The organism is Streptomyces sp. CB01580, from assembly GCF_001905795.1.
Classification (GTDB): Bacteria; Actinomycetota; Actinomycetes; order Streptomycetales; family Streptomycetaceae; genus Streptomyces.
Genome location: NZ_LIXJ01000004.1, coordinates 246,084 through 267,779 on the forward strand (window position 1 = coordinate 246,084; position 21,696 = coordinate 267,779).

General features: G+C 72.1%; 16 protein-coding genes. 8 read left to right on the plus strand and 8 right to left on the minus strand.

Translation table 11 applies throughout. The features are described 5' to 3' along the window. Positions 1-468: 468 nt before the first annotated feature. The gene (locus AMK22_RS09145; protein WP_073783180.1) at positions 469-2,349 is read left to right on the plus strand and encodes a glycoside hydrolase family 3 protein; all 1,881 of its coding nucleotides are present in this window, start codon (positions 469-471) and stop codon (positions 2,347-2,349) included. Between the two features lie 170 nt (positions 2,350-2,519). Here the strand turns inward: AMK22_RS09145 and AMK22_RS09150 are convergent, their stop codons facing one another. The 3 genes from AMK22_RS09150 to AMK22_RS09160 all read right to left on the minus strand — a co-directional run bounded on the left by AMK22_RS09150 (position 2,520) and on the right by AMK22_RS09160 (position 8,593). After that, positions 2,520-4,001: a S28 family serine protease gene (locus AMK22_RS09150; RefSeq protein ID WP_073783182.1), complete on the minus strand. Its 1,482-nt coding sequence runs from the start codon at positions 3,999-4,001 to the stop codon at positions 2,520-2,522. 98 nt (positions 4,002-4,099) lie between these two features. Further along, entirely contained in the window at positions 4,100-4,471 is a 372-nt protein-coding gene (locus AMK22_RS09155; protein ID WP_073783184.1) for a hypothetical protein, read from the minus strand. 288 nt (positions 4,472-4,759) lie between these two features. Beyond that, positions 4,760-8,593 carry an ABC transporter ATP-binding protein gene (locus AMK22_RS09160; protein ID WP_073783573.1) on the minus strand — a complete coding sequence of 1,278 codons (3,834 nt, stop codon included), beginning with the start codon at positions 8,591-8,593 and terminating at the stop codon, positions 4,760-4,762. Positions 8,594-8,989: 396 nt separating this feature from the next. On the opposite strand from AMK22_RS09160, the gene AMK22_RS09165 reads away from it, so the two are divergent. Together AMK22_RS09165 and AMK22_RS09170 are read left to right on the plus strand one after the other, a co-directional pair. After that, entirely contained in the window at positions 8,990-9,358 is a 369-nt protein-coding gene (locus AMK22_RS09165) for a type II toxin-antitoxin system RelE/ParE family toxin (protein ID WP_073783186.1), read from the plus strand. A gap of 28 nt (positions 9,359-9,386) precedes the next feature. Continuing rightward, complete coding sequence (locus AMK22_RS09170) at positions 9,387-9,803, plus strand: helix-turn-helix domain-containing protein (RefSeq protein WP_073783188.1); 417 nt, start codon at positions 9,387-9,389, stop codon at positions 9,801-9,803. A gap of 41 nt (positions 9,804-9,844) precedes the next feature. Here AMK22_RS09170 and AMK22_RS09175 read toward each other — a convergent pair whose 3' ends face one another. Beyond that, on the minus strand, positions 9,845-10,816 hold the full coding sequence (locus AMK22_RS09175) for a serine hydrolase (RefSeq protein WP_443333283.1): 972 nt from the start codon (positions 10,814-10,816) through the stop codon (positions 9,845-9,847). A 152-nt stretch (positions 10,817-10,968) separates the two neighbouring features. On the opposite strand from AMK22_RS09175, the gene AMK22_RS09180 reads away from it, so the two are divergent. Then, positions 10,969-11,349, plus strand: coding sequence for a hypothetical protein (locus AMK22_RS09180; protein ID WP_073783190.1), 381 nt, complete (start codon positions 10,969-10,971; stop codon positions 11,347-11,349). A gap of 101 nt (positions 11,350-11,450) precedes the next feature. On the opposite strand, the gene AMK22_RS09185 is transcribed toward AMK22_RS09180, so the two are convergent. Then, complete coding sequence (locus tag AMK22_RS09185; protein WP_073783192.1) at positions 11,451-13,136, minus strand: thiamine pyrophosphate-binding protein; 1,686 nt, start codon at positions 13,134-13,136, stop codon at positions 11,451-11,453. After that, entirely contained in the window at positions 13,133-14,101 is a 969-nt protein-coding gene (gene speB, locus AMK22_RS09190) for an agmatinase (protein ID WP_073783194.1), read from the minus strand. Before speB ends, AMK22_RS09185 begins: the two co-directional genes overlap by 4 nt. Positions 14,102-14,440: 339 nt before the next feature. On the opposite strand from speB, the gene AMK22_RS09195 reads away from it, so the two are divergent. Then, positions 14,441-15,907 carry a PucR family transcriptional regulator gene (locus AMK22_RS09195; protein WP_073783577.1) on the plus strand — a complete coding sequence of 489 codons (1,467 nt, stop codon included), beginning with the start codon at positions 14,441-14,443 and terminating at the stop codon, positions 15,905-15,907. 118 nt (positions 15,908-16,025) lie between these two features. Here the strand turns inward: AMK22_RS09195 and AMK22_RS09200 are convergent, their stop codons facing one another. Further along, positions 16,026-17,387 carry a lanthionine synthetase LanC family protein gene (locus AMK22_RS09200; RefSeq protein WP_079186005.1) on the minus strand — a complete coding sequence of 454 codons (1,362 nt, stop codon included), beginning with the start codon at positions 17,385-17,387 and terminating at the stop codon, positions 16,026-16,028. 536 nt (positions 17,388-17,923) lie between these two features. Between AMK22_RS09200 and AMK22_RS09205 the strand changes: the two genes are divergently transcribed. The 3 genes from AMK22_RS09205 (at position 17,924) to AMK22_RS09215 (ending at position 20,847) form a co-directional block, all read left to right on the plus strand. Beyond that, a complete protein-coding gene (locus tag AMK22_RS09205) occupies positions 17,924-18,319 on the plus strand; it encodes a peptidase inhibitor family I36 protein (protein WP_073783196.1) in 396 nt (131 codons plus the stop codon). Positions 18,320-18,752: 433 nt separating this feature from the next. After that, entirely contained in the window at positions 18,753-19,910 is a 1,158-nt protein-coding gene (locus AMK22_RS09210; RefSeq protein WP_073783198.1) for an acyl-CoA dehydrogenase family protein, read from the plus strand. A gap of 19 nt (positions 19,911-19,929) precedes the next feature. Next, positions 19,930-20,847: an acyl-CoA thioesterase gene (locus AMK22_RS09215; protein ID WP_073783200.1), complete on the plus strand. Its 918-nt coding sequence runs from the start codon at positions 19,930-19,932 to the stop codon at positions 20,845-20,847. Positions 20,848-20,890: 43 nt separating this feature from the next. Here the strand turns inward: AMK22_RS09215 and AMK22_RS09220 are convergent, their stop codons facing one another. Further along, positions 20,891-21,670: a phosphatase gene (locus AMK22_RS09220; RefSeq protein ID WP_073783202.1), complete on the minus strand. Its 780-nt coding sequence runs from the start codon at positions 21,668-21,670 to the stop codon at positions 20,891-20,893. Between the last annotated feature and the right edge of the window lie 26 nt (positions 21,671-21,696).

Consider the following 21,696-nt stretch of genomic DNA (forward strand, 5'->3'; position numbering starts at 1 on the left):
CCGCGATTGCGCTGAATGACACCGCAGCGCCTTCCGCCACGTGCATCTCTCCGACCTGCCGCATCGTCGCCACCCTCCGGAATTCGGCGGGGCTCCTGCGCGGCGCGGTCACGTGGTCACGCCGGTTCCATCGATCGGCCGCCGACCACGCGTCGCCCGGTTCCGCGGTCCTCGATGAACACGACCATTGTTACCCGCGCGACGACGGGCCGCGCGCCGAGCACTCGCCGCGGGACCGGACCGGCCAGTCCTTCGAGGCGTCCGGGCCCGTCCGCGCCCCGCCGGGCCTCGGCACCGCCCCTGGTACCGCCGCCCCCGGCGCCACGCATTTCCGCCCACACCTCCACGTGTCATCGCCCGTATCGGACCGGACCCTTGACCGGAAGTTATTTTCTGGATATCCGTGCTCCTTGGAAGTTTCTTTCACCACCTCGTTCCCGATCCCCGAGCAAGGCCGAAGGAGCTCACGTGCCCCACCGCACCTCCAGACGCACGCTTCTCACCGTCACCGCCGCCACCGCCGCGGTCGCCGTCACGGGCGGGGTCGCCGCCCCCGCCGGCGTGGCCTCCCCCGCCGCGGGCGCCCAGGGGGCCGCGCGCGGCGAACGCCCCGCCGGGCACCACAGGTCGGCCGCCACCACCAAGCGCCTCAAGCGGCTCATCTCCCGCATGAGCCTGGAGGAGAAGGTCGGGCAGCTCTTCGTGATGCGGGTGTACGGGCACTCCGCCACCGCGCCCGACCAGGCCGACATCGACGCCAACCTGGCCCAGATCGGGGTCCGCACCGCCGCCGAGCTGATCGCCAAGTACCACGTCGGCGGGATCATCTACTTCGTCTGGGCCCACAACACCCGCGACCCGCACCAGATCGCCGACCTCTCCAACGGCATCCAGCGCGCCGGGCTCGCCGGGCCCACTCCCCTGCCGCTCATCGTCTCCACCGACCAGGAGCACGGCATCGTGTGCCGGGTGGGCGAGCCCGCCACGCTGATGCCGGGCGCGATGGCGCTGGGCGCGGGCGGTTCGCGCTCCGACGCGCGCCGGGCCGGGCAGATCGCCGGTGCCGAACTGGCCGCGCTCGGCATCAACCAGAACTACGCTCCGGACGCCGACGTCAACGTCAACCCGGCCAACCCGGTGATCGGCGTGCGCTCCTTCGGCTCCGACCCGCGGTCCGTGGCCGGGATGGTCGCCGCGCAGGTGAAGGGGTATCAGACCGGCGGCGTCGCAGCGACGATCAAGCACTTCCCGGGTCACGGCGACACCAGCACCGACAGCCACACCGGTTTGCCGGCCATCACCCACACCCGTGAGGAGTGGGCGGAGCTGGACGCGCCGCCGTTCCGGGCCGCGATCGCCGCGGGCATCGACTCGATCATGACCGCCCACATCGTGGTACCGGCACTGGACCCGTCCGAGGACCCGGCGACCCTGTCCCGCCCGATCCTCACCGGCGTCCTGCGCGAGGAACTCGGCTACGACGGGGTCGTGGTGACCGACGCACTCGACATGGAGGGCGTACGGACGAAGTACGGCGACGAACGCGTACCGGTCCTCGCCCTGAAGGCGGGCGTCGACCAGTTGCTCAACCCGCCGAACCTCGCCGTCGCCTGGAACGCCGTCCTGGCGGCCGTGAAGAGCGGCGAACTCGGCGAGGACCGGATCGACGAATCGATTCTGCGCATCCTGCGGCTGAAGACGAAGCTCGGCCTGTTCGACGACCCGTTCGTCAGCCACAAGGACGTGGACCGGGTCGTCGGGACGCGCGCCCACCTCGCCGCCGCCGACCGGATCGCCGAGCGCACCACCACCCTGCTCGCCAACGACGGCGCGGTGCTGCCGCTCTCCCGCCGCTCCCACAAGAAGCTGCTCGTGGTCGGCGCCGACCCGGCCTCCCCGTCCGGCACCACCGGGCCGCCGACCACCACCCTCGCCACCGCGTTCACCGAACTCGGCTTCACCGCAACGGCGTTGTCCACGGGCACCACGCCCACCCGGGCGAAGATCGACGAGGCGGTGGCCGCCGCCCGGGACAAGGACGCGGTGGTCGTGGGGACGTACAACGTGTCCGCGACCAGCTCCCAGCGCACCCTGGTGAGCGCCCTCGCGGCGACCGGGATCCCGGTGATCACGATCGCGATCCGCAACCCGTACGACATCGCGCAGCTGGCGGACACCGGGTTCGCGGCGAGCCTGGCCGCGTACTCCTGGACCGACGTCGAACTGCGCGCCGCCGCCCGGGTCGTCGCCGGGCACGCCCGCCCGCGCGGCACCCTGCCGGTGCCGGTGCAGCGCGCGGACGATCCGGCGCGGGTGCTGTACCCGGTCGGCCACGGGCTGCGGTACTGACAACCGGCCCCTCGCCGGTGCGCGTGGGCGGTGCACGGGGCCGGACCCCGCGCACCGCCCACGGTGTGCGGTAGAGCCGGTCACCGGGCCGCTCGGTCCCACCGGCCCCGGAAAGCCCGGGGGGAGGGGGCGCGCACCACGCGCGGCCCCTCCCCCCGTACGCGAACCGGTTACGGGCGCACCCCGTGCTCGTTCACCACGTCCCGGCCGTCCTGCCGGACGTCGAGCCGCGCGTCGAACTTCGCGAGCGGCTTCGCCTGCGCCGGGTCCTGCTGCACGGCGGCCGGGGCGACACCCGCCCAGCGCAGGATGGCCGCGGTGGCCTTCGCCCGGTCGTTCTCGGGGAGCTGCGCCACGTTGGAACCGTGATTGCCGCCGGGCACCGTCATCACGTAGCTGTCCCGCGCGCCCGCGCCCAGCCGGAAGCGCTCGGCGCCCCACGGGTCGTTCTCGCCGTAGACGTAGAGCATGTGGTTGGCGCGGTGCTTCACCCAGGTGTCGATGTCGCGCATCGCCCACGGCTGGAACTTCATCGGGATGTCGCGCGGCACGAAGTTGCGCGGCGGCTGGTACCCGTAACGGCTGAGCCCGCCGAGCCACGGCTGCTCGATGTCGGGCGAGCCGAGCTGGGTGCCCGCCTGGTAGTAGTACGGGGTGTACCGCTCCAGGCCCTGGTCGGTGTAGGCGGAGAAGCCGGAGATCGCGTCGACCGAGTCCCAGATCGCCTGGTCGGGGGCGGACTTGGCGTCGGCCGGGACGGTGTCGCAGTCGGCCAGCAGACTGTACTGCCAGAAGGCCCAGATGTAGTCCATGACGACGGCCTCGTAGGCCCGGTCGAGCGAGCCGAGGGTGCTGAAGGTGTAGCCGTTCGCCTCGGCGTACTCCCGGAACCTCTCCTCCAGCGGCTCCCGGCGGACCAGCGCCTCGCGCTGCACCCCGTTCAGCCGGTCGCGGCACTCCTTGGTGCCCACGTTCGCGAAAAACCGGTCGTACGCCGAATCCTCCTTGTTCACCACGTCGTTGGGCGCGACGTACGCGACGACGCCGTCCATGTCGTCCGGGTGGAAGCGCTCGTAGTACGTCGCGGTCATGCCGCCCTTGGAGCCGCCGGTGGTCAGCCAGTTCTTGGTGTAGATCCGCTTGAGCGCGGTGAAGATGCGGTGCTGGTCGTCGGCGGCCTGCCGGATGTCGAGCTTGGACCAGTCGGCGGGCGACGGGCGCGACGGGGTGAAGAACCGGTACTCCAGAGAGACCTGGTTGCCGTCGACGATCCGGGTCGGCTCGGAACGGCCCGGGTTCGTCGAGACGTTGTAGCCGCTGGTGTAGAAGACGGTCGGGCGGGACGTGTCCTTGTGCAGCAGGGTGAGGCGCTGCTGGAACGTGCCCTTGGACGGGCGCCGGTGGTCGACCGGCTGGGTGTATTCGAGGACGAAGTAGCGGTAGCCCGCGTAAGGCTTCTCCTCGATGAGACTCATTCCCGGGATGGCCAGAATGCGGTCCTTGATGTCCGCGTTCGTACCGTTCTCGCCGCTGGTCGCGGCCCGGGACGTGGTCGGCTGTGCGGCGGTGGCCGCCCCTGCCGTGGCCCCGGTGGCGCTCACCGTGCCGACGAGCACCGCGAGCGACAGGACACCTCTGAGCGCCTTGCGCATGCACCCTCCCCAGGATTCACAACATTCATCGCGAACCTAGCGGGGGCAACACCCGGGCCGCCAGACCCAGTTGGCGACCGAAAAAAGAGTCCGGGACGTCAGCAGAGGATCCAGCCCGTGGAACCGGACGTCCCCGCGACGAGGGCCGAGGCCCGGACGCACCGGTTCAGCGCGTGGACCGTCACCGGACCCGCCTGTCTGGCGTACTGGCCGCTGTCCACGACCGGCCTGCCGCCGCGCGGCTGGATCATCACGGACATCACGCGCTTCGGGCCGGGCTTCTTGGCGATCACGACGGCGCAGGCGTAGGCGCGGCTCTTGTAGACGCGCAGCTCGCCGGTCTTGAACGGGACCGTCTTCGCCAGGCGCCCGGCACAGGACGTCGCGGCGTCGGCCCTGCCGGTGACGGTGCCGGTGAGCATCAGCGCGAGGGCGGTCACGAGCGACAGGACCGTAAGGCGCACCAGCACGCCCCCACCCGCCCGTCCGGCCCCACCCGCCCATCCGGCGTGTCCGGCTCCACGCGTCCGCCCGGCCTCACCCGTGCCCGCGCTCATCGGCGACCCACACCCCCGATCCATCCCCCTGGCCCGCCCCCCGATCGAACACGCGCGCCCTTGCTCGACACCTGTACATACATGCGTACGACGCAGCAGGCCGTCCGGAGGTTGCATCCGGCGTGCTCTTCCCTCCGCGCAACCGAATCGCCGCAGCATGGCGGCCACAAGGCGGAGTCACAGGAAAGGCACGAGTCCCGCTCACACTCCCGCGGGCTCGTCCTCTCCCACGCCCTCCCCCATGTCTTCCCCTATGAAGGTGCGCCACAGTCCGGCGTAGTGACCGTCCCCGGCGAGGAGTTCGTCGTGCGTGCCGTCCTCGACGACCCGGCCGTGGTCCATCACCACGACCCGGTCGGCACGGGCGGCCGTGGTCAGCCGGTGGGCGACGACCAGGGTGGTGCGCCGGCCGGCGAGGCGGTCGGTCGCCTGGTTGACCAGAGCCTCGCTGGCCAGGTCCAGGGAGGCGGTCGCCTCGTCGAGCAGCAGGACGTCCGGGTCGACGAGCTCGGCGCGGGCGAGCGCGATCAGCTGACGCTGCCCGGCGGACAGGTTGCGGCCCCGCTCGGCGACCTCGTGGAGGTAGCCGCCGTCCAGGGTGGCGATCATGTCGTGGGCACCGACCGCCCGCGCCGCCGCCTCCACCTCCGCGTCGGTGGCCTCCGGCCGCCCGTACGCGATGGCGTCCCGGACCGTGCCGGCGAAGAGGTACGCCTCCTGCGGCACGACCCCGAGCCGGTGCCGGTACGCGGTGAGGTCGAGGCGGCGCAGGTCGGTGCCGTCCGCCGTGACCCGGCCGCCCGTCGGGTCGTAGAACCGGGCCACGAGCTTGACCAGGGTGGACTTGCCGGCCCCGGTCTCGCCCACGAACGCGACCGTCTGACCGGCCGGGATCCGCAGATCTATGCCGGACAGCGCCGCCTCGACGCCCTCGACGCCCTCGGCGTCCTCGGCGTCCTCGGCGTCCCGGACGGCCCCGGCGCCCTCGGAGCCACCGGCTCCGGCGTGGCCGTCATCGGCGCCGTCGCCGCTCCCGTACGCGAAGGACACGTTCTCGAAGGCGATCTCGCCGCGCAGCGACGGCACGTCCAGCGGTTCGTCCGGGGCCCCGGTGGAGGCCGGCTCCCGCAGCAACTCCTGGATGCGGCGGAGCGAGACGCTGGCCTGCTGGTAGCCGTCGAAGACCTGGGAGAGCTGCTGCACCGGCGCGAAGAAGAGATCGATGTACAGCAGGTACGCGACCAGGGCACCCGCGGTGAGGGTGCCGTTGTCGACCCGGCCCGCGCCGACGATCAGCACGGCCGCGGCGGCCACCGACGACAGCAGCTGCACGAACGGGAAGTAGACCGATATCAGCCACTGCCCCCGGACCCGGGCCTCGCGGTAGTGGGCGCTGCGCTCCGCGAACCGGCGCGCGCCGTCGTGCTCGCGGCGGAACGCCTGCACGATCCGCAGCCCGGAGACGGACTCCTGAAGGTCGGCGTTGACCACGCTGATGCGTTCCCGGGCCAGTTCGTACGCCTGGACGCTCTTGCGGCGGAAGAAGTACGTGCCGATCACCAGCACCGGCAGGGTCGTGAAGACGACGAGGGCCAGCTGCACGTCCAGCACGAGCAGGGCGACCATGATGCCGAAGAAGGTGACGACGGAGACGAAGGCCGTGACCAGACCGGTCTGGAGGAACGTGGACAGCGCGTCCACATCGGTCGTCATCCGGGTCATGATGCGGCCGGTCAGCTCGCGCTCGTAGTAGTCCAGACCGAGCCGCTGGAGCTGCGCGAAGATCTTCAGCCGGAGCGAGTAGAGCACCCGCTCGCCGGTGCGGCCGGTCATCCGGGTCTCGCCGATCTGGGCCGCCCACTGCACGAGCACGACGATCAGGGCCAGCGCGGACGCCGCCCAGACCGCGCCGAGCGCGAGCCGCGTGACACCCTGGTCGATACCGTGCCGGATCAGCACCGGCAGCAGCAGCCCGCCGCCCGCGTCCACCGCGACCAGCAGCAGGCTCACCAGGAGCGGCAGCCCGAAGCCGCGCAGCAGCCTGCGCAGCCCGTAGGACTCCTCGGAGCGGACGGCCCGCCGCTCGTCGATGTCGGGGGTGTCGGTGGCCGGTGGCAGCGCCTCGACCTGGGCGAGCAGTTCGGGCGTGGCGGGCATGCCGGCCGCGCCGTTGTCGCGCGGTTCGTCCTTGCGGACCCACAGGCGGGGGCTGATGCCGCGTTCCGCGTCGTACTCCGCGTCGAGTTCGGCGTCGAGCTCCTCCTGGAGCGCGCGGTCGTCCTCGGCGGTGGTGTCGGCGGGGGTGGCCGGCCGGTGTCCGGGCGAGGTGCCGCCCAGCTCGTCGGGGTCGGTGAGCAGGCGCCGGTAGAGCGCGGAACGGCTCTCCAGTTCGGCATGGGTGCCGATGTCGGCGAGCCGCCCGTTCTCCAGGACGGCGATGCGGTCGGCGAGGCCCAGGGTGGAGCGGCGGTGGGCGATCAGCAGGGTGGTGCGCCCTGCCATCACCTGCCGCAGGGCCTCGTGGATCTCGTGCTCGACCCGGGCGTCGACGGCGGAGGTGGCGTCGTCGAGGAGGAGCAGCCGGGGGTCGGTGAGGATGGCGCGGGCGAGCGCGACGCGCTGGCGCTGGCCGCCGGAGAGGGTGAGTCCGTGCTCGCCGACCTTGGTGTCGTAGCCCTCGGGCAGCTCCGCGATGAACCGGTCGGCCTGGGCCGCGCGGGCCGCCTCCTCGATCTGTTCCTGGGTGGCGCCGGGGAGTCCGTAGGCGATGTTGGCGCGGATGGTGTCGGAGAACAGGAAGCTGTCCTCCGGTACGAGGCCGATGGCGGCGCGCAGGGACTCCTGGGTCAGCTCGCGCACGTCGTGGCCGCCGACGAGGACGGCGCCGTGCGTCACGTCGTAGAAGCGGGGCAGCAGCAGTGAGACGGTGGACTTGCCGCTGCCGGACGCGCCGACGACGGCGACGGTCTCGCCCGGCTCGATGGTCAGCGAGAACCCGTCGAGGACGGGGCGGCCGTCGGCGTAGCCGAACCGTACGTCGTCGAACTCGACGCTCGCCGGGGCGTCGGCGGGCAGCTCCTTGGTGCCGTCCTTCATGGTCGGCTCGGTGTCGATCAGTTCCAGGACGCGTTCGACACCGGCGCGGGCCTGCTGGCCGACGGTGAGGACCATGGCGAGCATCCGGACCGGGCCGACGAGCTGGGCGAGGTAGGTGGAGAACGCGACGAACGTGCCGAGGGTGATCTCGCCCCGGGTGGCGAGCCAGCCGCCCAGGGCCAGCATCGCGACCTGGCCGAGCGCGGGCACGGCCTGGAGGGCGGGGGTGTAGCGGGAGTTCATCCGGATCGCCCGCAGCCGCCCGGCGAACAGCTTCCGCCCGACCTCGCGCAGCTTCCCGGTCTCCTGCTCCTCCTGTCCGAACCCCTTGACGACCCGGACCCCGGAGACGGCCCCGTCGACGACCCCCGCGACGGCCGCGGCCTGCCCCTGGGCGTACCAGGTGGCCGGGAAGAGCCGGGCGCGGGAGCGGCGGGCTATGTACCAGAGGGCGGGGGCGACGGCGAGCGCGACCAGGGTCAGCAGCGGCGAGAGCCACGCCATGATCACCAGGGAGATGATGAACAGCAGCACGTTCCCGATGGTCATCGGGAGCATGAACAGCAGCCCCTGGATCAGCTGGAGGTCGCTGGTCGCACGCCCCACGACCTGCCCGGTGGACAGCTCGTCCTGCCGCTTCCCGTCGAGCCGGGTGATCGTCCCGTACATCTCGGTGCGCAGGTCGTGCTGGACGTCCAGGGCGAGGCGTCCGCCGTAGTAGCGCCGGATGTACGTGGCCACGTACACCAGGACGGCCGCGACCAGCAGGAGCCCGGTCCAGACGGCGAGCGACCCGGTGCGGTCGCCGACCACGTCGTCGATGATCACCTTGGTGATCAGCGGGACGACGGCCATGACCGCCATGCCGGCGAGCGACGACCCGAGCGCCAGCAGTACGTTGCGCCGGTAGCGCCATGCGTAGCCGCTCAGCCGCCGCACCCAGCCCGGGGCCCGCGCCGCGCCCGTCGCGCCGCCTCCCGAGCGCTTCGTGCCCTCCGCGTCCCCTGCGTCCGTCACCGGTGCCCTCCCGATCGACCTGCTCTACCGGAAAGCACCAACGCCGTGGGCAGCGGATTTCATCCCGTCTTAACAAACACGGGGGCGGTTCGGGGCCTTGGTCTCAGGTCGGCCCGGACTTCGGCCGGAGGCGGTCCGGCTCCACGGCGCGGGGCGGCCCGCCCCGCAGGCCCGCGACCGGCTCCGACAGCCCGGCAGGCCGCTTCCCCGGGGCCAACGACCACTTCCGTCAACCGGGCGGGAGCACGGGCACTCGTCCTGCTGACTTCACCGTCGAACCAAGAAGTTATACACTGCCGCATATATACCGTGCTTTGTATGGATGACCTTTTCGTCATCGAGATCGAGCCGGAGGTCCGACTGTGGCTGACGAATCTCTCTGCCGTCGACTACGAACGAGCTGAGCACGCCGCGGGTCGCCTGGCACGCAACGCGACCACGCTGGGCGAACCGCACTCACGGCATCTGGGTGAGGGCCTGCGGGAGCTGAGATTCGACCTCGGGCGCAGCCGCGAAGCCGTGCGGATCTCGTACTGGCTCGCCCCCGAACGCCGCATCGTGCTGCTGACCGTCTTCCGCAAGACACGGCAGCGCGAGAATGCCGAGGTCGAGCGCGCTCGGCGGGCGAAGGCCGTCTGCGAAAGGGAGCACGAGCCGGCGCACGGCGTATTCAGCCGCGACATCTAGCGACATCCAGGCAGGAAGGAAGAGCAACGTGGTCAGTCACGCGGAATGGAAGCTCGCCCGGGACCGAAAGGTCGCGGAGAGCATCTCGGAAGGAAAGGACGGCGCCGAGAGCGCCGAACGTGCGAGGCGGCGCCAGGAGCTCGACCTGGCCTGGGACCTCGGCCAGGCCGTCTACGACCGCCGCACCGAGCTCGGCATCGCGCAGACCGAGCTGGCGCGGCGCGCCAGAATGACGCAGCCGCAGGTCTCCAAGCTGGAGCTCGGCGGCACCATGCCCACGGTGCCGCTGCTGGTCCGCCTGGCACGGGCCATGGACTCCACGTTCAGCATGCAGTCCGACGGCGAGACCCTGCGGGTGGCGTTCACCGCCCACGCGGGTGCGGAGCCGGGGCCGGAGTCAGGCGACGCGGAGGCGGAGGCCGGCGCCCGGGCGGTCGGCGGCTGACCACCCGGGCGGAGCGACCGGCAGGCCGGTCGGCGGATCGGCTATGAACGCGGCGCCGCGGTGAGCATCCGCACCGCCGGAGCCTCCGGCACCGCGGGAACGGCTTCCTGCGGGGCGGCCGGCGGGGCGATGGTGGTGGTCTGCTTCGCGGCGACGGCCGGGTCCAGGTCCTTGTGGACGGCGCGGGCGACGGCCTGGATGGTGTTGATGCCGTCGTTCATCGTCTTGTTGTCATGGGTGAGCACGGTGATCGCGTAGTCGTGCCCCTTGCCGGTGAAGGCGCCGACGCTGTGCACCCGCCAGCCGTGGGTGGCGCGCGGCAGCCAGCCGTTCTTGAGCTGGACGGTCACCCCGGACGGGGCACCGGCGGGCGTGCCCCAGCGCTGCGAGGAGACGACCTTTCGCATCAGCCCCAGCTCGTACGTCCGGGAGTTGTCGCTCAGCACGGAGTTCTTGGCGGTCAGCAGGGTCAGCAGCCGCAGCTCGTCCTGGGCGGTGATCTGGGTGAGACCCCAGTACCTGCCCGAGCCCGGCACGGTGTGCGTCATCCCGGCCGCCTTGAGGAACGCCTTGACCCTGGTCGCCCCGAGCTGCTTCCACAGGGCGGTGGTCGCGTCGTTGTCGGACTTGGTGATCATGGCGGTGGCGAGCTTGGCCTCGCGGTCGGTGAGGTAGCGGTTGTGCTTCTTGTTGTCCCACAGGAGCGTCGCCAGCACGGTCGCCTTCACGACACTGGCCGAGTCGTACTTCGTCGTCGCCCGCAGGGTGCAGTTCGTCTTGGTGGTCCGGTCGTAGAGCGCCACCGCCGTCGTCGACTTGCGCTCCTTGAGCCCGGCGGTGATGTCCTTCGACAACTTGGCGGCCAGCCCCGCCTTGCCGGACGTGCAGGCAACCGTCGGCGTGGCCGCGGCGGCGGGCGACGCGGCGCCGAGCGCCACGGACGCGAGCACGCCCGTGACGAGCGCGACGGCGAGCGCCCGACGCGGTATTCGGGTCGTACCGGGCTGATTCACGTGACGTTCCCCCCTGGGTTGTTGAGTCCGGCGCGCCCCCGCGCGCCTGTCACCGATGACTGCCGATGGGCGGAAAAGTTGTACACAACACGCCTCTGTTGCCCGCGCGGCGGGCCGGGGTAGGAATGTGCTTGACGGAACGGGGAGAGAGCATGTCGGACGACCGGCCCACCGACGCCCATCTGTGCGGACAGTTGTACGCCGCCCTGGAGGTGCTCCAGCGACTGGGCGACATCGACTTCCGTGCGCTGGGCCGCGAGAACACCAGGCTCAGGGCCTCGAAGAGGCCCCGCACGGAGATGACCACGCCGCTGCACACGGTCGGCAAGTCGCTGCACTGGGCCCGGATGCGGGGCAAGGGCGCCGCGGCCGGCGCCGTCTTCCGGACGGTCCCGGACCTGATGCCCTCCACCAAGGATCTGCCGGGCGCCCTGAACCCGGACCAGCAGCAGGAGTTCCTCCGCGGCCGGGAGGCGGGGCTCGAAGCCATCCGGAAGATCACGGGCGCCGCCGGAGCAGCCGTCGTCCCGTGAACGGCGACCGGGCCGCGCCGGGCCACCGAGCCATCCGATCACCGAGCCGCACCGCCCCTTCGGACACCGGGCCGCACCGGCCCTCCCGGCCGCCCGGCCCTTCACAGGTGCGTCGGCTCGAACATGCTCAGCCGGGCGGGCAGCACGACCACCGAAGGGCCCGGCTCCGCGAGGGACTTCGCCAGGTCGGCGGCCAGCGTCTCGGGGTTCGTACGGATCGCCGGGACGCCGAAGGACTCGGCGAGGGCGACGAAGTCCGGGCGGGAGAGTTCGGTCGCCGCGGCCTCGCCGAAGGCGTCCGTCATGTACTCGCGCAGGATGCCGTAGCCGCCGTCGTCGACGATCAGCCAGGTGACCGGGAGGTCGTGCTGGCGGGCCGTGGCCAGTTCCGCGATCGAGTACATCGCACCGCCGTCGCCGGACACCGCCAGGACCGGCTTGGTGGGGTCGGCGACCGCCGCGCCGAGGGCGGCCGGGAATCCGTAGCCGAGACCGCCCGCGCCCTGCGCCGAGTGCATCGTGTTCGGGTGGCGGGCATCGAACGCCGACCACGCCCAGTAGGCGAGGATCGTCATGTCCCAGAAACTGGGGGACGTGTCGGGCAGGGCCTGCCGGACGGCGGCCAGGAGCCGCTGTTCCAGGGCGAGTTCCTGTCCGGCGAGCCGGTCCCGTACCGCTTCGAGCACCGTGCGGACGCGGTCCGCAGCCGACGGGTCCTCGCGGCGGTCGACCGACTCCAGCAGGTCGGACAGGGCCTCGCGGGCATCCGCGTGGATACCGAGCGCGGGATGGTTGGCCTCCAGTTTCCCGGCGTCGGCCTCGATCTGGATCACCCGGCCGCGCGGGCCGAACGTGTGGTAGTTCGACGAGAGTTCACCGAGCCCGGAGCCGACGACCAGCAGCACGTCGGCGGATTCCAGGAAGTCGGTCGTGTGCCGGTCCTCCAGCCAGGACTGGAGGGAAAGCGGGTGCTCCCAGGGGAAGGCGCCCTTGCCGCCGAAGGTGGTGACGACGGGCGCGTCGAGCCGTTCCGCCAGCGCGAGCAGCTTGCCGGAGGCGTCCGAGCGCACGACTCCGCCGCCCGCGACGACCGCCGGACGTTCGGCCTTCGACAGCAACTCTGCTGCCACGGCTATCAGTTCGGGGCGGGCGTGCGGCGTACGCGGAGTGGCGTCCATCGCCGTGACGACGGGCAGGGCGGTCTCGGCGAGGAGCACGTCCTGCGGGATCTCCACCCAGACCGGCCCGTGCGGGGCGGTCAGCGCGGACTCCCAGGCCGCTGCGATCGCCGACGGGATCTGCGAGGCCGTACGCGCGATGTGGACCGACTTCACGATGTCACGGAACGACGCCTGCTGGTCCCGCAGTTCGTGAAGATAGCCATGACGCCCGCCGCCCAGGCCCGCGACCGGGACCTGGGCGGAGATCGCCAGCACGGGCGCGGAGGCCGCCGCCGCCTCCTGGAGCGCGGCCAGCGAGGTGAGGGCCCCCGGCCCGGTGGAGAGCAGCAGGGGCGCCGCCTCGCCGGTGATCCGGCCGTACGCGTCGGCGGCGAAGCCCGCGTTGTTCTCGACGCGCAGCCCGACGTACGTCAGGGACGAGCGGCGCAGCGCGTCGAACAGGCCCAGCGCATGCTGTCCGGGCAGGCCGAAAACGGTGGTGGCACCGAGACCCTGGAGGGTCTCGACGACGAGGTCGCCCCCGTTGCGCCCGGGCGGAGGGGCCAGGGCGGCCGCGATCTGCTCGGGGCCGAGCCGCGGCCGCTCGTCGTGGTGGTCGTGGCTCACTTCACGCGGGCTTCCGCGATCTGGCGGGACATGACCGTGGTCAGTTCGTACGCCGTGTGGGAGGCGGCGACGGACGTGATCTCGGCGTGGTCGTACGCGGGGGCGACTTCGACCAGGTCGGCGGAGACCAGGTTGCAGGAGGCCAGTCCCCGGACGATTTCGAGGAGTTCGCGCGAGGTGAGGCCACCGGCCTCGGGGGTGCCGGTGCCGGGGGCGTGCGCCGGGTCCAGTACGTCGATGTCGATGGAGATGTACAGCGGCCGGTCGCCGATGCGTTGACGGAGCTGGTCGGTGACCTCGTCGACGCCCCTCCGCATCACATCGGCGGAGGTCACGATGCCGAAGCCCATCTTCGCGTCGTCGTCCAGGTCCTGCTTGCCGTAGAGCGGGCCGCGCGTGCCGACGTGGGACAGCGCGGAGGTGTCGAGGATGCCCTCCTCGACGGCCCGGCGGAACGGGGTGCCGTGGGTGTACTCGGCGCCGAAGTAGGTGTCCCACGTGTCGAGGTGGGCATCGAAGTGCAGCAGCGCGACCGGGCCGTGCTTCTTCGCGACGGAACGCAGCAGCGGCAGCGCGATGGTGTGGTCGCCGCCGAGCGTCATCAGCCGGGCGCCGGTGGAGAGGAGGTCGTCGGCGGCGGACTCGATCGTCTCGACGGCCTCGTTGATGTCGAACGGGTTCACGGCGATGTCACCGGCGTCGGCGACCTGCGCGAGCGCGAACGGCGAGGCGTCCTGCGCCGGGTTGTACGGGCGCAGGAGGCGCGACGCCTCACGGATCGCGTTGCCGCCGAAGCGGGCACCCGGGCGGTAGGAGACCCCCGTGTCGAAGGGCACGCCGACGACGGCGACATCGGCGGCGCGGACCTCGTCGAGGCGGGGCAGCCGGGCGAACGTCGCGGGGCCGGCGTATCGGGGGACGCGGGAGGAGTCGACGGGACCGCGCGGCGTTTCGTTGCTGCTCATGGCGGGGGCCTCTCTGTGGCTCGGGTCTCGTATCTCGGGTCTCGTGTTCGCACTCGCTGCCCGGTGGCGGGGCGGGTGGCGGCACACGGCGTACGCGGTGGCGCGCCCCGTCATGCGTCACCGCGTACGCCCTGTCCGCCGAGGGCGGGCGTACGCGCTGGTGCCGCCTCCGGGCAGACGTCGCCGGTCGCACCACCGGTACGCGGTCGTGCGTGCAGTACGCAGGCGTGCGTGCGAACGACGGTAGGTGGTCCGCGCGCTGCGGTGAAGTGTACGTTTTATCCTTCCTCACCGTATTCGATGGATGGTTCGTCCATGTCGCAGGCCATGCCGCAGACCATGTCGCAGACCCCGGCCGGGGCCACTGCGCCGCCCACTCCCCCGATTCCGCTCACGGAGCTGCTGGCCCGTACGGAACTCGGGCTGCGCCGGATCGCGGGGCCGGCCGAGGCGGAGCTGTTGTGGGTGCACACCTCGGAGATGGCCGATCCGTACCCGTATCTGCTCGGCGGCGAGCTGCTGCTGAGCGCCGGGGTGCTGCTCAAGGACCCGGACGCGTACGTGTCCCGGCTGGTGGAGGCGGGAGCGGCGGCGCTGGGATTCGGGGTGACGCCGGTGTTCGACACGGTTCCGGGGGCGCTGATCGAGGCGTGCGACCGGCACGGGCTGCCGCTGGTGGAGGTGCCGCCCCGGACCCGGTTCACTGCGATCGCGCGGGCGGTGTGGCGGCTGATGGCCGAGGCCCGGCACCGTGAACTGCGCCGGGTGACCCGTGCCCAGCAGGCGCTGGCCTCGGCGGCGGCCCGCCCGGACCCGGTTCCGGCGGTACTGCATCAGCTGGCGGCGCAGCTGGAGGGCCGGGCGGTGCTGCTCTCCGCGGACGGCGAGGAGCTGCACGCGGCGGGCCGCCCGCCGGCCCCCGACGTCGGCGCGGCCCTGACCCGGCTCACCCGGGTGGTGTCCACCACCACGCGCCCCGCGCCCGCGTCCGCCACCGACACCGTGCGCGGGTCGCACCTGTCCGCGTACGCGCTGGGCGGAGGCCAGGGCCTGGTCCTGGCGCTGGCGCTGGCGACGGAGCGGCGCGCGGCGGGAGATCACACCGTGGCCGGGGTCGCGGTCGTGCTGTTGTCATTGCTGGCCGCCCCGCACCAGGGCGCCGACGCGGCGGGCCGGTCCGCCGCCCTGGTGCGGCTGCTGCTGGGCGCGGCTCCGAAGGACGTGGCACCACTTCTCGGCGGCGCCGAGGAGTGGACGGTGGTGCACGCCCGCCGCGCCGACGACGGTCCCGTCGACCCGCTCGCGGCGGGAGCGCTGGGCGCCGCGCTCGGCTCGGCCCTGGTCGACGCGGGCCGGGGCCGCGACGTCGTGCGGGTGCTGGTCCCCGGCGACGAGCGGATCGTTCCGCAGCCGGGCTGGACGCTCGGCGCCTCCGCCCCCGCCGCGATCACCGCTCTCGAAACCGCCGACGGCCAGGCGTCCCGCGCCCTGGGCCGTGCGGCGGCGACCCGCGCCCCGCTGGCCCGTCACCGCGCCGACACCGGTTCCGGCCTGGCCGCACTGGTCCCGCCGGACCGGGCCGAGGCACACGCCCGCGCGCTCCTCGCCCCGCTCACCGAACCACTGGCCGAGACCCTGCGCTGCTGGCTGAGCCTGCACGGCAGCTGGGACCGCACCGCGACGGCCCTCCGGGTCCACCGCAACACCGTCCGCCAGCGCATCGCCCGTTGCGCGGCGCTGCTGGACGCGGACCTGGACGACATGGACGTACGGACGGAGCTGTGGTTCGCCCTGAGGACGCGCTGAACGGCCGCGCACGGGAACCCGTACGAGCGCGGGCCCCGTGGACCCCGTACGCGAGCGGGCCCCGTGCACACCGTACGCGACGGGCCCCGTGGACCCCGTACACGAACCGCCCGTTCCGTCACCGCAGGCCGAGGCAGGGCAACCAGTCGCGCGGGGCACCGTGGACGACGGTGAGCAGGGCGCTCAGGGCTCCCGGGACACCGACGAGCAAGGAGGTCCGTGATGCGCCAGAGGTCCGGGGTTCACCGGAGGTTGAGGCGGGCACGGGGGCGGAAGCGACCACAGAGGTCGGGGCGGGCGAGGCGAAGGCGGCGGGAAGCCGCCGCACCAGGTACTCCGCCATCCGGGAGCCCAGAGCGGCGGCGGCCGGGAGGCGGGCGTGCCGGTGGAACGCGTCGGCCACCACGAGCACGCCCGCCGCGCCGTGGCACAGCCAGAGCCGGTCGGCCAGGGGGGCGCCGCCGAGGTGGACGTCCTCGTTGTACCGTTCTGCGAGGGTGGTGAACGCGTCCGCCGCCCAGTCGGCCAGGCTTCGGTCGCCCAGGGCGTCCGCCGCGTCCCAGAGGGCCCAGGTGACGCCGGGATTGCCGCAGCACCACGCCTGACGGGCCCGGACACCCGCGGGCGGCGGGCCGTCGAGTCCGGCGCCGTCCCAGCTCCGGACGGACCGGGCGTCGTCGAACGACTGCCGCACCAGCCAACGAGTGGCGCCGCGCAGGGCGTCCAGCAGCTCCGGCCACGGGCCCACGTGACGGACGGCGGCGGCGAGCGCGGTGACGAGCCCGGCGACACCGTGGCCCATCCCCGTGTTGACCCGGCCCTGCAACCAGCCCAGGCGCGGATGGCCGGAGTACTGCCCGACACGCAGCCGGTACAGGTCGCCGCTGTCGCACAGCTCCGTCAAGTGTGCGGTGAACGGCATGAGTTGGCTGCGTTTCGGCTGCGGTGTGCCGACGCACAACGCCAGCAGGGTGCCGGACGGTCCGCCGACGAGGTCGTAGTCGGGCAGCCCGACGTCCACGGTCCGCCATGGGCGTCTCCATGCCTGGTCCAGCAGGTGGTCGCGGAGTCTGTCGGCGGCCCGGTGCAGGGACGGGTGGATACGGGCGCCGAGCCTCAGCCCGACCAGCGTCCCGGCCAGCCCTCCGTCGTACAGGCCGCAATGACCGGGCCCGTGACCGATGGACCGCGCCCACGCCTCCACCGCGCGCTCGGCACTCGCCCCCGCCGCACGGCCGGCGCCCAGCCCCGCCGCACAGTCGGCGCCCGTCCCGGCGCCCGGCCCCGCCGGACCGCGCGTCTGCGCCACGAGGCGGGCCAGTACGGGAATGCCGGGATCGGGGGTCGCGCGCCCGGCCCCGGAGAAGTCGTCGAGAAGTCGGACGGCGATGTCGAGTACGACGCTGTCGAGCGGGGCGATGTCGGATACGGCGGTGTCGGACGCCGCACGGTGCTGCGGGGCCTGGCTGCCTGGGTGCATCGGAACTCCTCGTCGAGGAGCCACCCGGAACGGGTCGGGTCCGGTGACTCCGTTCAACCCAACAGTGGACAGCTGATGTCCGGATGCTGATGTCCGGATGCGGAGCCGTCGGCGCAGGACTCCGTGTCTCATGGATCGGTCACGGCAGGGCGACGTTGTCGTCCAGCCAGTTTCCCGCTTCGGTACCGACTGAAAGAGATATTGCAATTATTCGTATTTTGGACGGTTGTGCGCGAGGCGCAACTCACAAGCAGCACACAGCCGTTCACGCCGCCGGCCCTGGCGACGCTCCCGCGCTTCCCCGTGGCCGAGACGCTCGTCCGCCCGCGTCCGTCCATGCCCGTCCGCACCTGCCCCCGCCCACGTTTCACGCCGGTGCGCGGCGGAGTGCCACCGTCGCCCAGCGCGCTTCGAGCGCCCTGTATCCGCGCCTGTCTGCACAGATCACGACCGTGCCACGCTGCCGGTGATCAGGAACGGAGCCCTGATCACCGGCAGGGGAAGCCCTGGTCACCGTCAGCAGGAAGGCATCCACGATGAACCGCTTCACCGCGCTCGCCGTCACCTCCATCGCCATGGCCCTCGGCCTCGCCACCGGCCCCGCCGTCGCCTCGCCCGGCGAGGCCGCCTCCGCCGGGGCCCCGAGGACGGCCGCCGCGTACAACTGCACCTCCGGGTACTTCTGCATCTACAGCGACTGGAACGGAGGCGGCACGCGCTGTCAGTGGTCGGACAAGAAGCGTGCGAACACCGCCGACAACTGCTCCTTCATCCAGCGCGGCCAGAACGTCCGCTCCGTGTGGAACTCGACGGGCCATCGCGTGCAGTACTACACGGGCACCAACTACAACAACCGCGTCGGTTCCACCCCCTCCGGCAAGGGCGGCAACCTCCAGGGCAACTACCAGATCCGCTCCTTCCAGCCGCAGTGACCGGAGGAACGGGAACGCGCGTATGAGACGCACCGCAGAGGTGCGCCGTTCGCCCCCTCCCCGGTCACCGACCGGGGAGGGGGCGAGGGATGGGGAAAACAGCACTGCTCGTCGACATCGAACCCGGCGGACTTCAAGGAGTCCGCCGGGTTCGATGTCGACGAGCAGCCGCGAGAGATCGACGGCTCGGACCGCTCGCCGTGCGACGGACACCTACGACGCGGTCCGCTCGATCCGCGGGGCCGCCCGGCTCACGGATCCGGGCGCCGACCACCGGCCCCGGACGGGCGGCTCTGGACAGCGACAGTGACCGCCGGGTAACTTCTGATTATCTGAGCAAGCGCTTAGCCAGTCCGGCAGGAGCCCGGCTCACAGCGGACCGAAGCCAACCGCGGCCGGCCGAACCCGCCCGCAGCTGATCAAGGAGGCACCCGTGCGCCGTACGGTATTCGACGAGGACCACGAGGCGTTCCGGGAGACCATACGCGCCTTCATCGAGGCCGAGGTCGTCCCCCACTACGACGAGTGGTTCCAGCAGGGCATCGTGCCGCGCGAGCTCTACGGCAAGCTCGCCGAGCTGGGCCTGTTCGGCATCAACGTGCCGGAGGAGTTCGGCGGCGCCGGTCTGGAGACGCACAAGTTCGAGGCCATCCAGTACGAGGAGACCGCCCGCGCGGGCGTCAACTTCGGCGGTTCCGGTGTGCACGTGCTGCTCGCCCTGCCGTACATCAAGATGCTGGCCACCGAGGACCAAAAGAAGCGCTACCTGCCGAATTTCGTCTCCGGTGAGGAGATGTGGGCCCTCGCGATGACCGAGCCGGGCACCGGCTCCGACCTCGCGGGCATGAAGACCACCGCCAAGCTCTCGGACGACGGCACGCACTACGTGCTCAACGGGTCCAAGACGTTCATCACGGGCGGTGTCCACGCCGACCGCGTGATCGTCTGCGCCCGGACCTCCGCGCCGACCGCCGAGGACCGCCGCTTCGGCATCTCCCTGTTCGCCGTCGACACCAAGTCCGAGGGCTACTCCCTCGGCCGCAAGCTCGACAAGCTCGGTCTGCGCACGTCCGACACCGCCGAGCTGGCGTTCGTCGATGTGAAGGTGCCCACCGAGGACCTCCTCGGCGAGGAGAACAAGGGCTTCTACTACCTCGGCCAGAACCTGCCGTCCGAGCGCTGGGGCATCGCCTACGGCGCGTACGCGCAGGCCAAGGCCGCCGTCGTGTTCGCCAAGCAGTACGTGCAGGAGCGCACGGTCTTCGGCAAGACGGTCGCGTCCTTCCAGAACACCAAGTTCGAGCTGGCCGCCTGCCAGGCCGAGGTGGACGCCGCCGAGGCCGTCGCCGACCGCGCGCTGGAGGCCCTGGACGCCGGTGAGCTGACCGCCGCCGAGGCCGCGTCCGCCAAGCTGTTCTGCACCGAGGTCGCGCACCGCGTCATCGACCGCTGCCTCCAGCTCCACGGCGGCTACGGCTACATGAACGAGTACCCGATCGCCCGCCTCTACGCGGACAACCGCGTCAACCGCATCTACGGCGGCACCAACGAGGTCATGAAGTCGATCATCGCCAAGTCCATGGGCCTGTAGGACGGGCGCGTTCCTTTCGATGAGCACGGCACTCGACTCCCTGCTCGATCTGCTCGACCTGGAGCAGATCGAGCGGGACATCTTCCGGGGCACGAGCCGCTCGGCGGTCATCCCCCGGGTCTTCGGCGGCCAGGTCGCGGCCCAGGCCCTGGTCGCCGCGGGCCGTACCGTCCCCGGCGACGGAACGACCGGTTCCGACCCGTCCTCCGGTCAGGGGCTCGCGGTCCCGGCCGCCCACTCCCTGCACGCGTACTTCCTGCGGCCGGGCGATCCGGGCGCGCCGATCGTCTACGACGTCGACCGCATCCGGGACGGGCGTTCCTTCACCACCCGCCGAGTCGTCGCCGTCCAGCACGGGCAACCGATCTTCCACCTCTCGGCGTCGTTCCAGAGGTACGAGGAGGGGCTGGAGCACCAGGCTCCGATGCTGCCCGCCCCGGACCCGGAGACGCTGCCGACGGCCGAGGAGATGCTGCCCCGGTACGCGGACCGCTTCAGCGATCCGGGGGTGGTGGACCGGCTGATCGAGGCGCGCGCCGCGGTCGATCTCCGGTACGTGGACGAGCCGCCGTTCGCCACGGTCGGGCAGCCCCGCGAGCCCCGCTCGCAGGTGTGGTTCCGCACCAACGGCAAGCTCGACGACGACCCGCTGCTGCACGTCTGCATGGCGACGTACGTCTCCGACATGACGCTGCTGGACTCGGTCCTGCTCGCGCACGGGCGCGGGGGCTGGGCGGTCGGCGACGTGGTCGGGGCGAGCCTGGACCACGCCATGTGGTTCCACCGGCCGTTCCGGGCCGACGAGTGGCTGCTGTACGACCAGGAGTCGCCGTCCGCGTCCGGCGGGCGCGGCCTCGGCCAGGCCCGTATCTACACGCGGGACGGCCGGCTGGCGATCACGGTGATCCAGGAGGGCGTGGTCCGCGTACCCCGGTGACCGGGGCCCGGGCCCGGGCCGCCCCCGGGCGCCGGCGCCCGGTTCAGAGCAGTCCTGCCGCGTCCAGGAGGTAGTCCGTGAGCGGGTCGTAGAAGCGGGGATCCAGCACGTGGTCGTCCAGCGGCACGACCACCTGGAGCGTCCCCTCCGCCTCTCCGAGGAACAGTGCCGGGTCGTTGCAGTCCGCGTACCCCACCGCGTCCAGCCCCCGCTGCCCCGCGCACCCCGCCCAGCCGTGGTCGGCCACCACCAGGTCGGGCAGCGGGCGGCCCTCCCGTTCCAGACCGTCCAGGATCGCGGCCATCGGGGCGGGCGAATGGGTGTGCCAGAGCGTCGCGCCCCGCTCCTGCACCGCCACGTCCGCGAACTGGAACACCATGCCCTCGTCGGCCACCAGCCCCGACGGAATCCGTACGATCTCGCATCCGGCGGCCCGCAGCGCCTGCGCGGTCTGCCGGTGCACGTCGAGGAGACCGCCCGGGTGCCCGGTCGCGAACAGCACCCGTTCCGAAGCCTCCGCCGCCTTCCGCAGCCGCGCCGCCATCCGCTCCAGGGCACCGACGGTCAGCTCCGGGTCGATGGTGTCCTGCCCGAACCGGTGCTCCGGGTCGTCACTGACGCCGCAGCGCTCGGCCATCACGGCCAGCACGTCCTGCTCGTCGCACCACCGGTCGCCGAGTTCCAGTCCCAGCCAGTAGTGACGGTCGCCGTTGGCGAGCTTGCGGTAGTGGGAGAGATTGTTGTCGCGGGGTGTGGCGACGTCTCCGGCGATGCGCGTACGGACGAGATGTTCGACGAGGGCGGCACGTCTGGGTATCGGCATGAACCCATTGTGCCGTCAGGTGTGCG

Excerpts from the sequence above, each read along its gene's own strand:
- AMK22_RS09150 (WP_073783182.1), bottom strand. The coding sequence starts at position 4,001 with ATGCGCAAGGCGCTCAGAGGTGTCCTGTCGCTCGCGGTGCTCGTCGGC.
- AMK22_RS09165 (WP_073783186.1), top strand. The coding sequence starts at position 8,990 with ATGGATGACCTTTTCGTCATCGAGATCGAGCCGGAGGTCCGACTGTGG.
- AMK22_RS09180 (WP_073783190.1), top strand. The coding sequence starts at position 10,969 with ATGTCGGACGACCGGCCCACCGACGCCCATCTGTGCGGACAGTTGTAC.
- speB (WP_073783194.1), bottom strand. The coding sequence starts at position 14,101 with ATGAGCAGCAACGAAACGCCGCGCGGTCCCGTCGACTCCTCCCGCGTC.
- AMK22_RS09195 (WP_073783577.1), top strand. The coding sequence starts at position 14,441 with ATGTCGCAGACCCCGGCCGGGGCCACTGCGCCGCCCACTCCCCCGATT.
- AMK22_RS09200 (WP_079186005.1), bottom strand. The coding sequence starts at position 17,387 with ATGCACCCAGGCAGCCAGGCCCCGCAGCACCGTGCGGCGTCCGACACC.
- AMK22_RS09205 (WP_073783196.1), top strand. The coding sequence starts at position 17,924 with ATGAACCGCTTCACCGCGCTCGCCGTCACCTCCATCGCCATGGCCCTC.
- AMK22_RS09215 (WP_073783200.1), top strand. The coding sequence starts at position 19,930 with ATGAGCACGGCACTCGACTCCCTGCTCGATCTGCTCGACCTGGAGCAG.
- AMK22_RS09220 (WP_073783202.1), bottom strand. The coding sequence starts at position 21,670 with ATGCCGATACCCAGACGTGCCGCCCTCGTCGAACATCTCGTCCGTACG.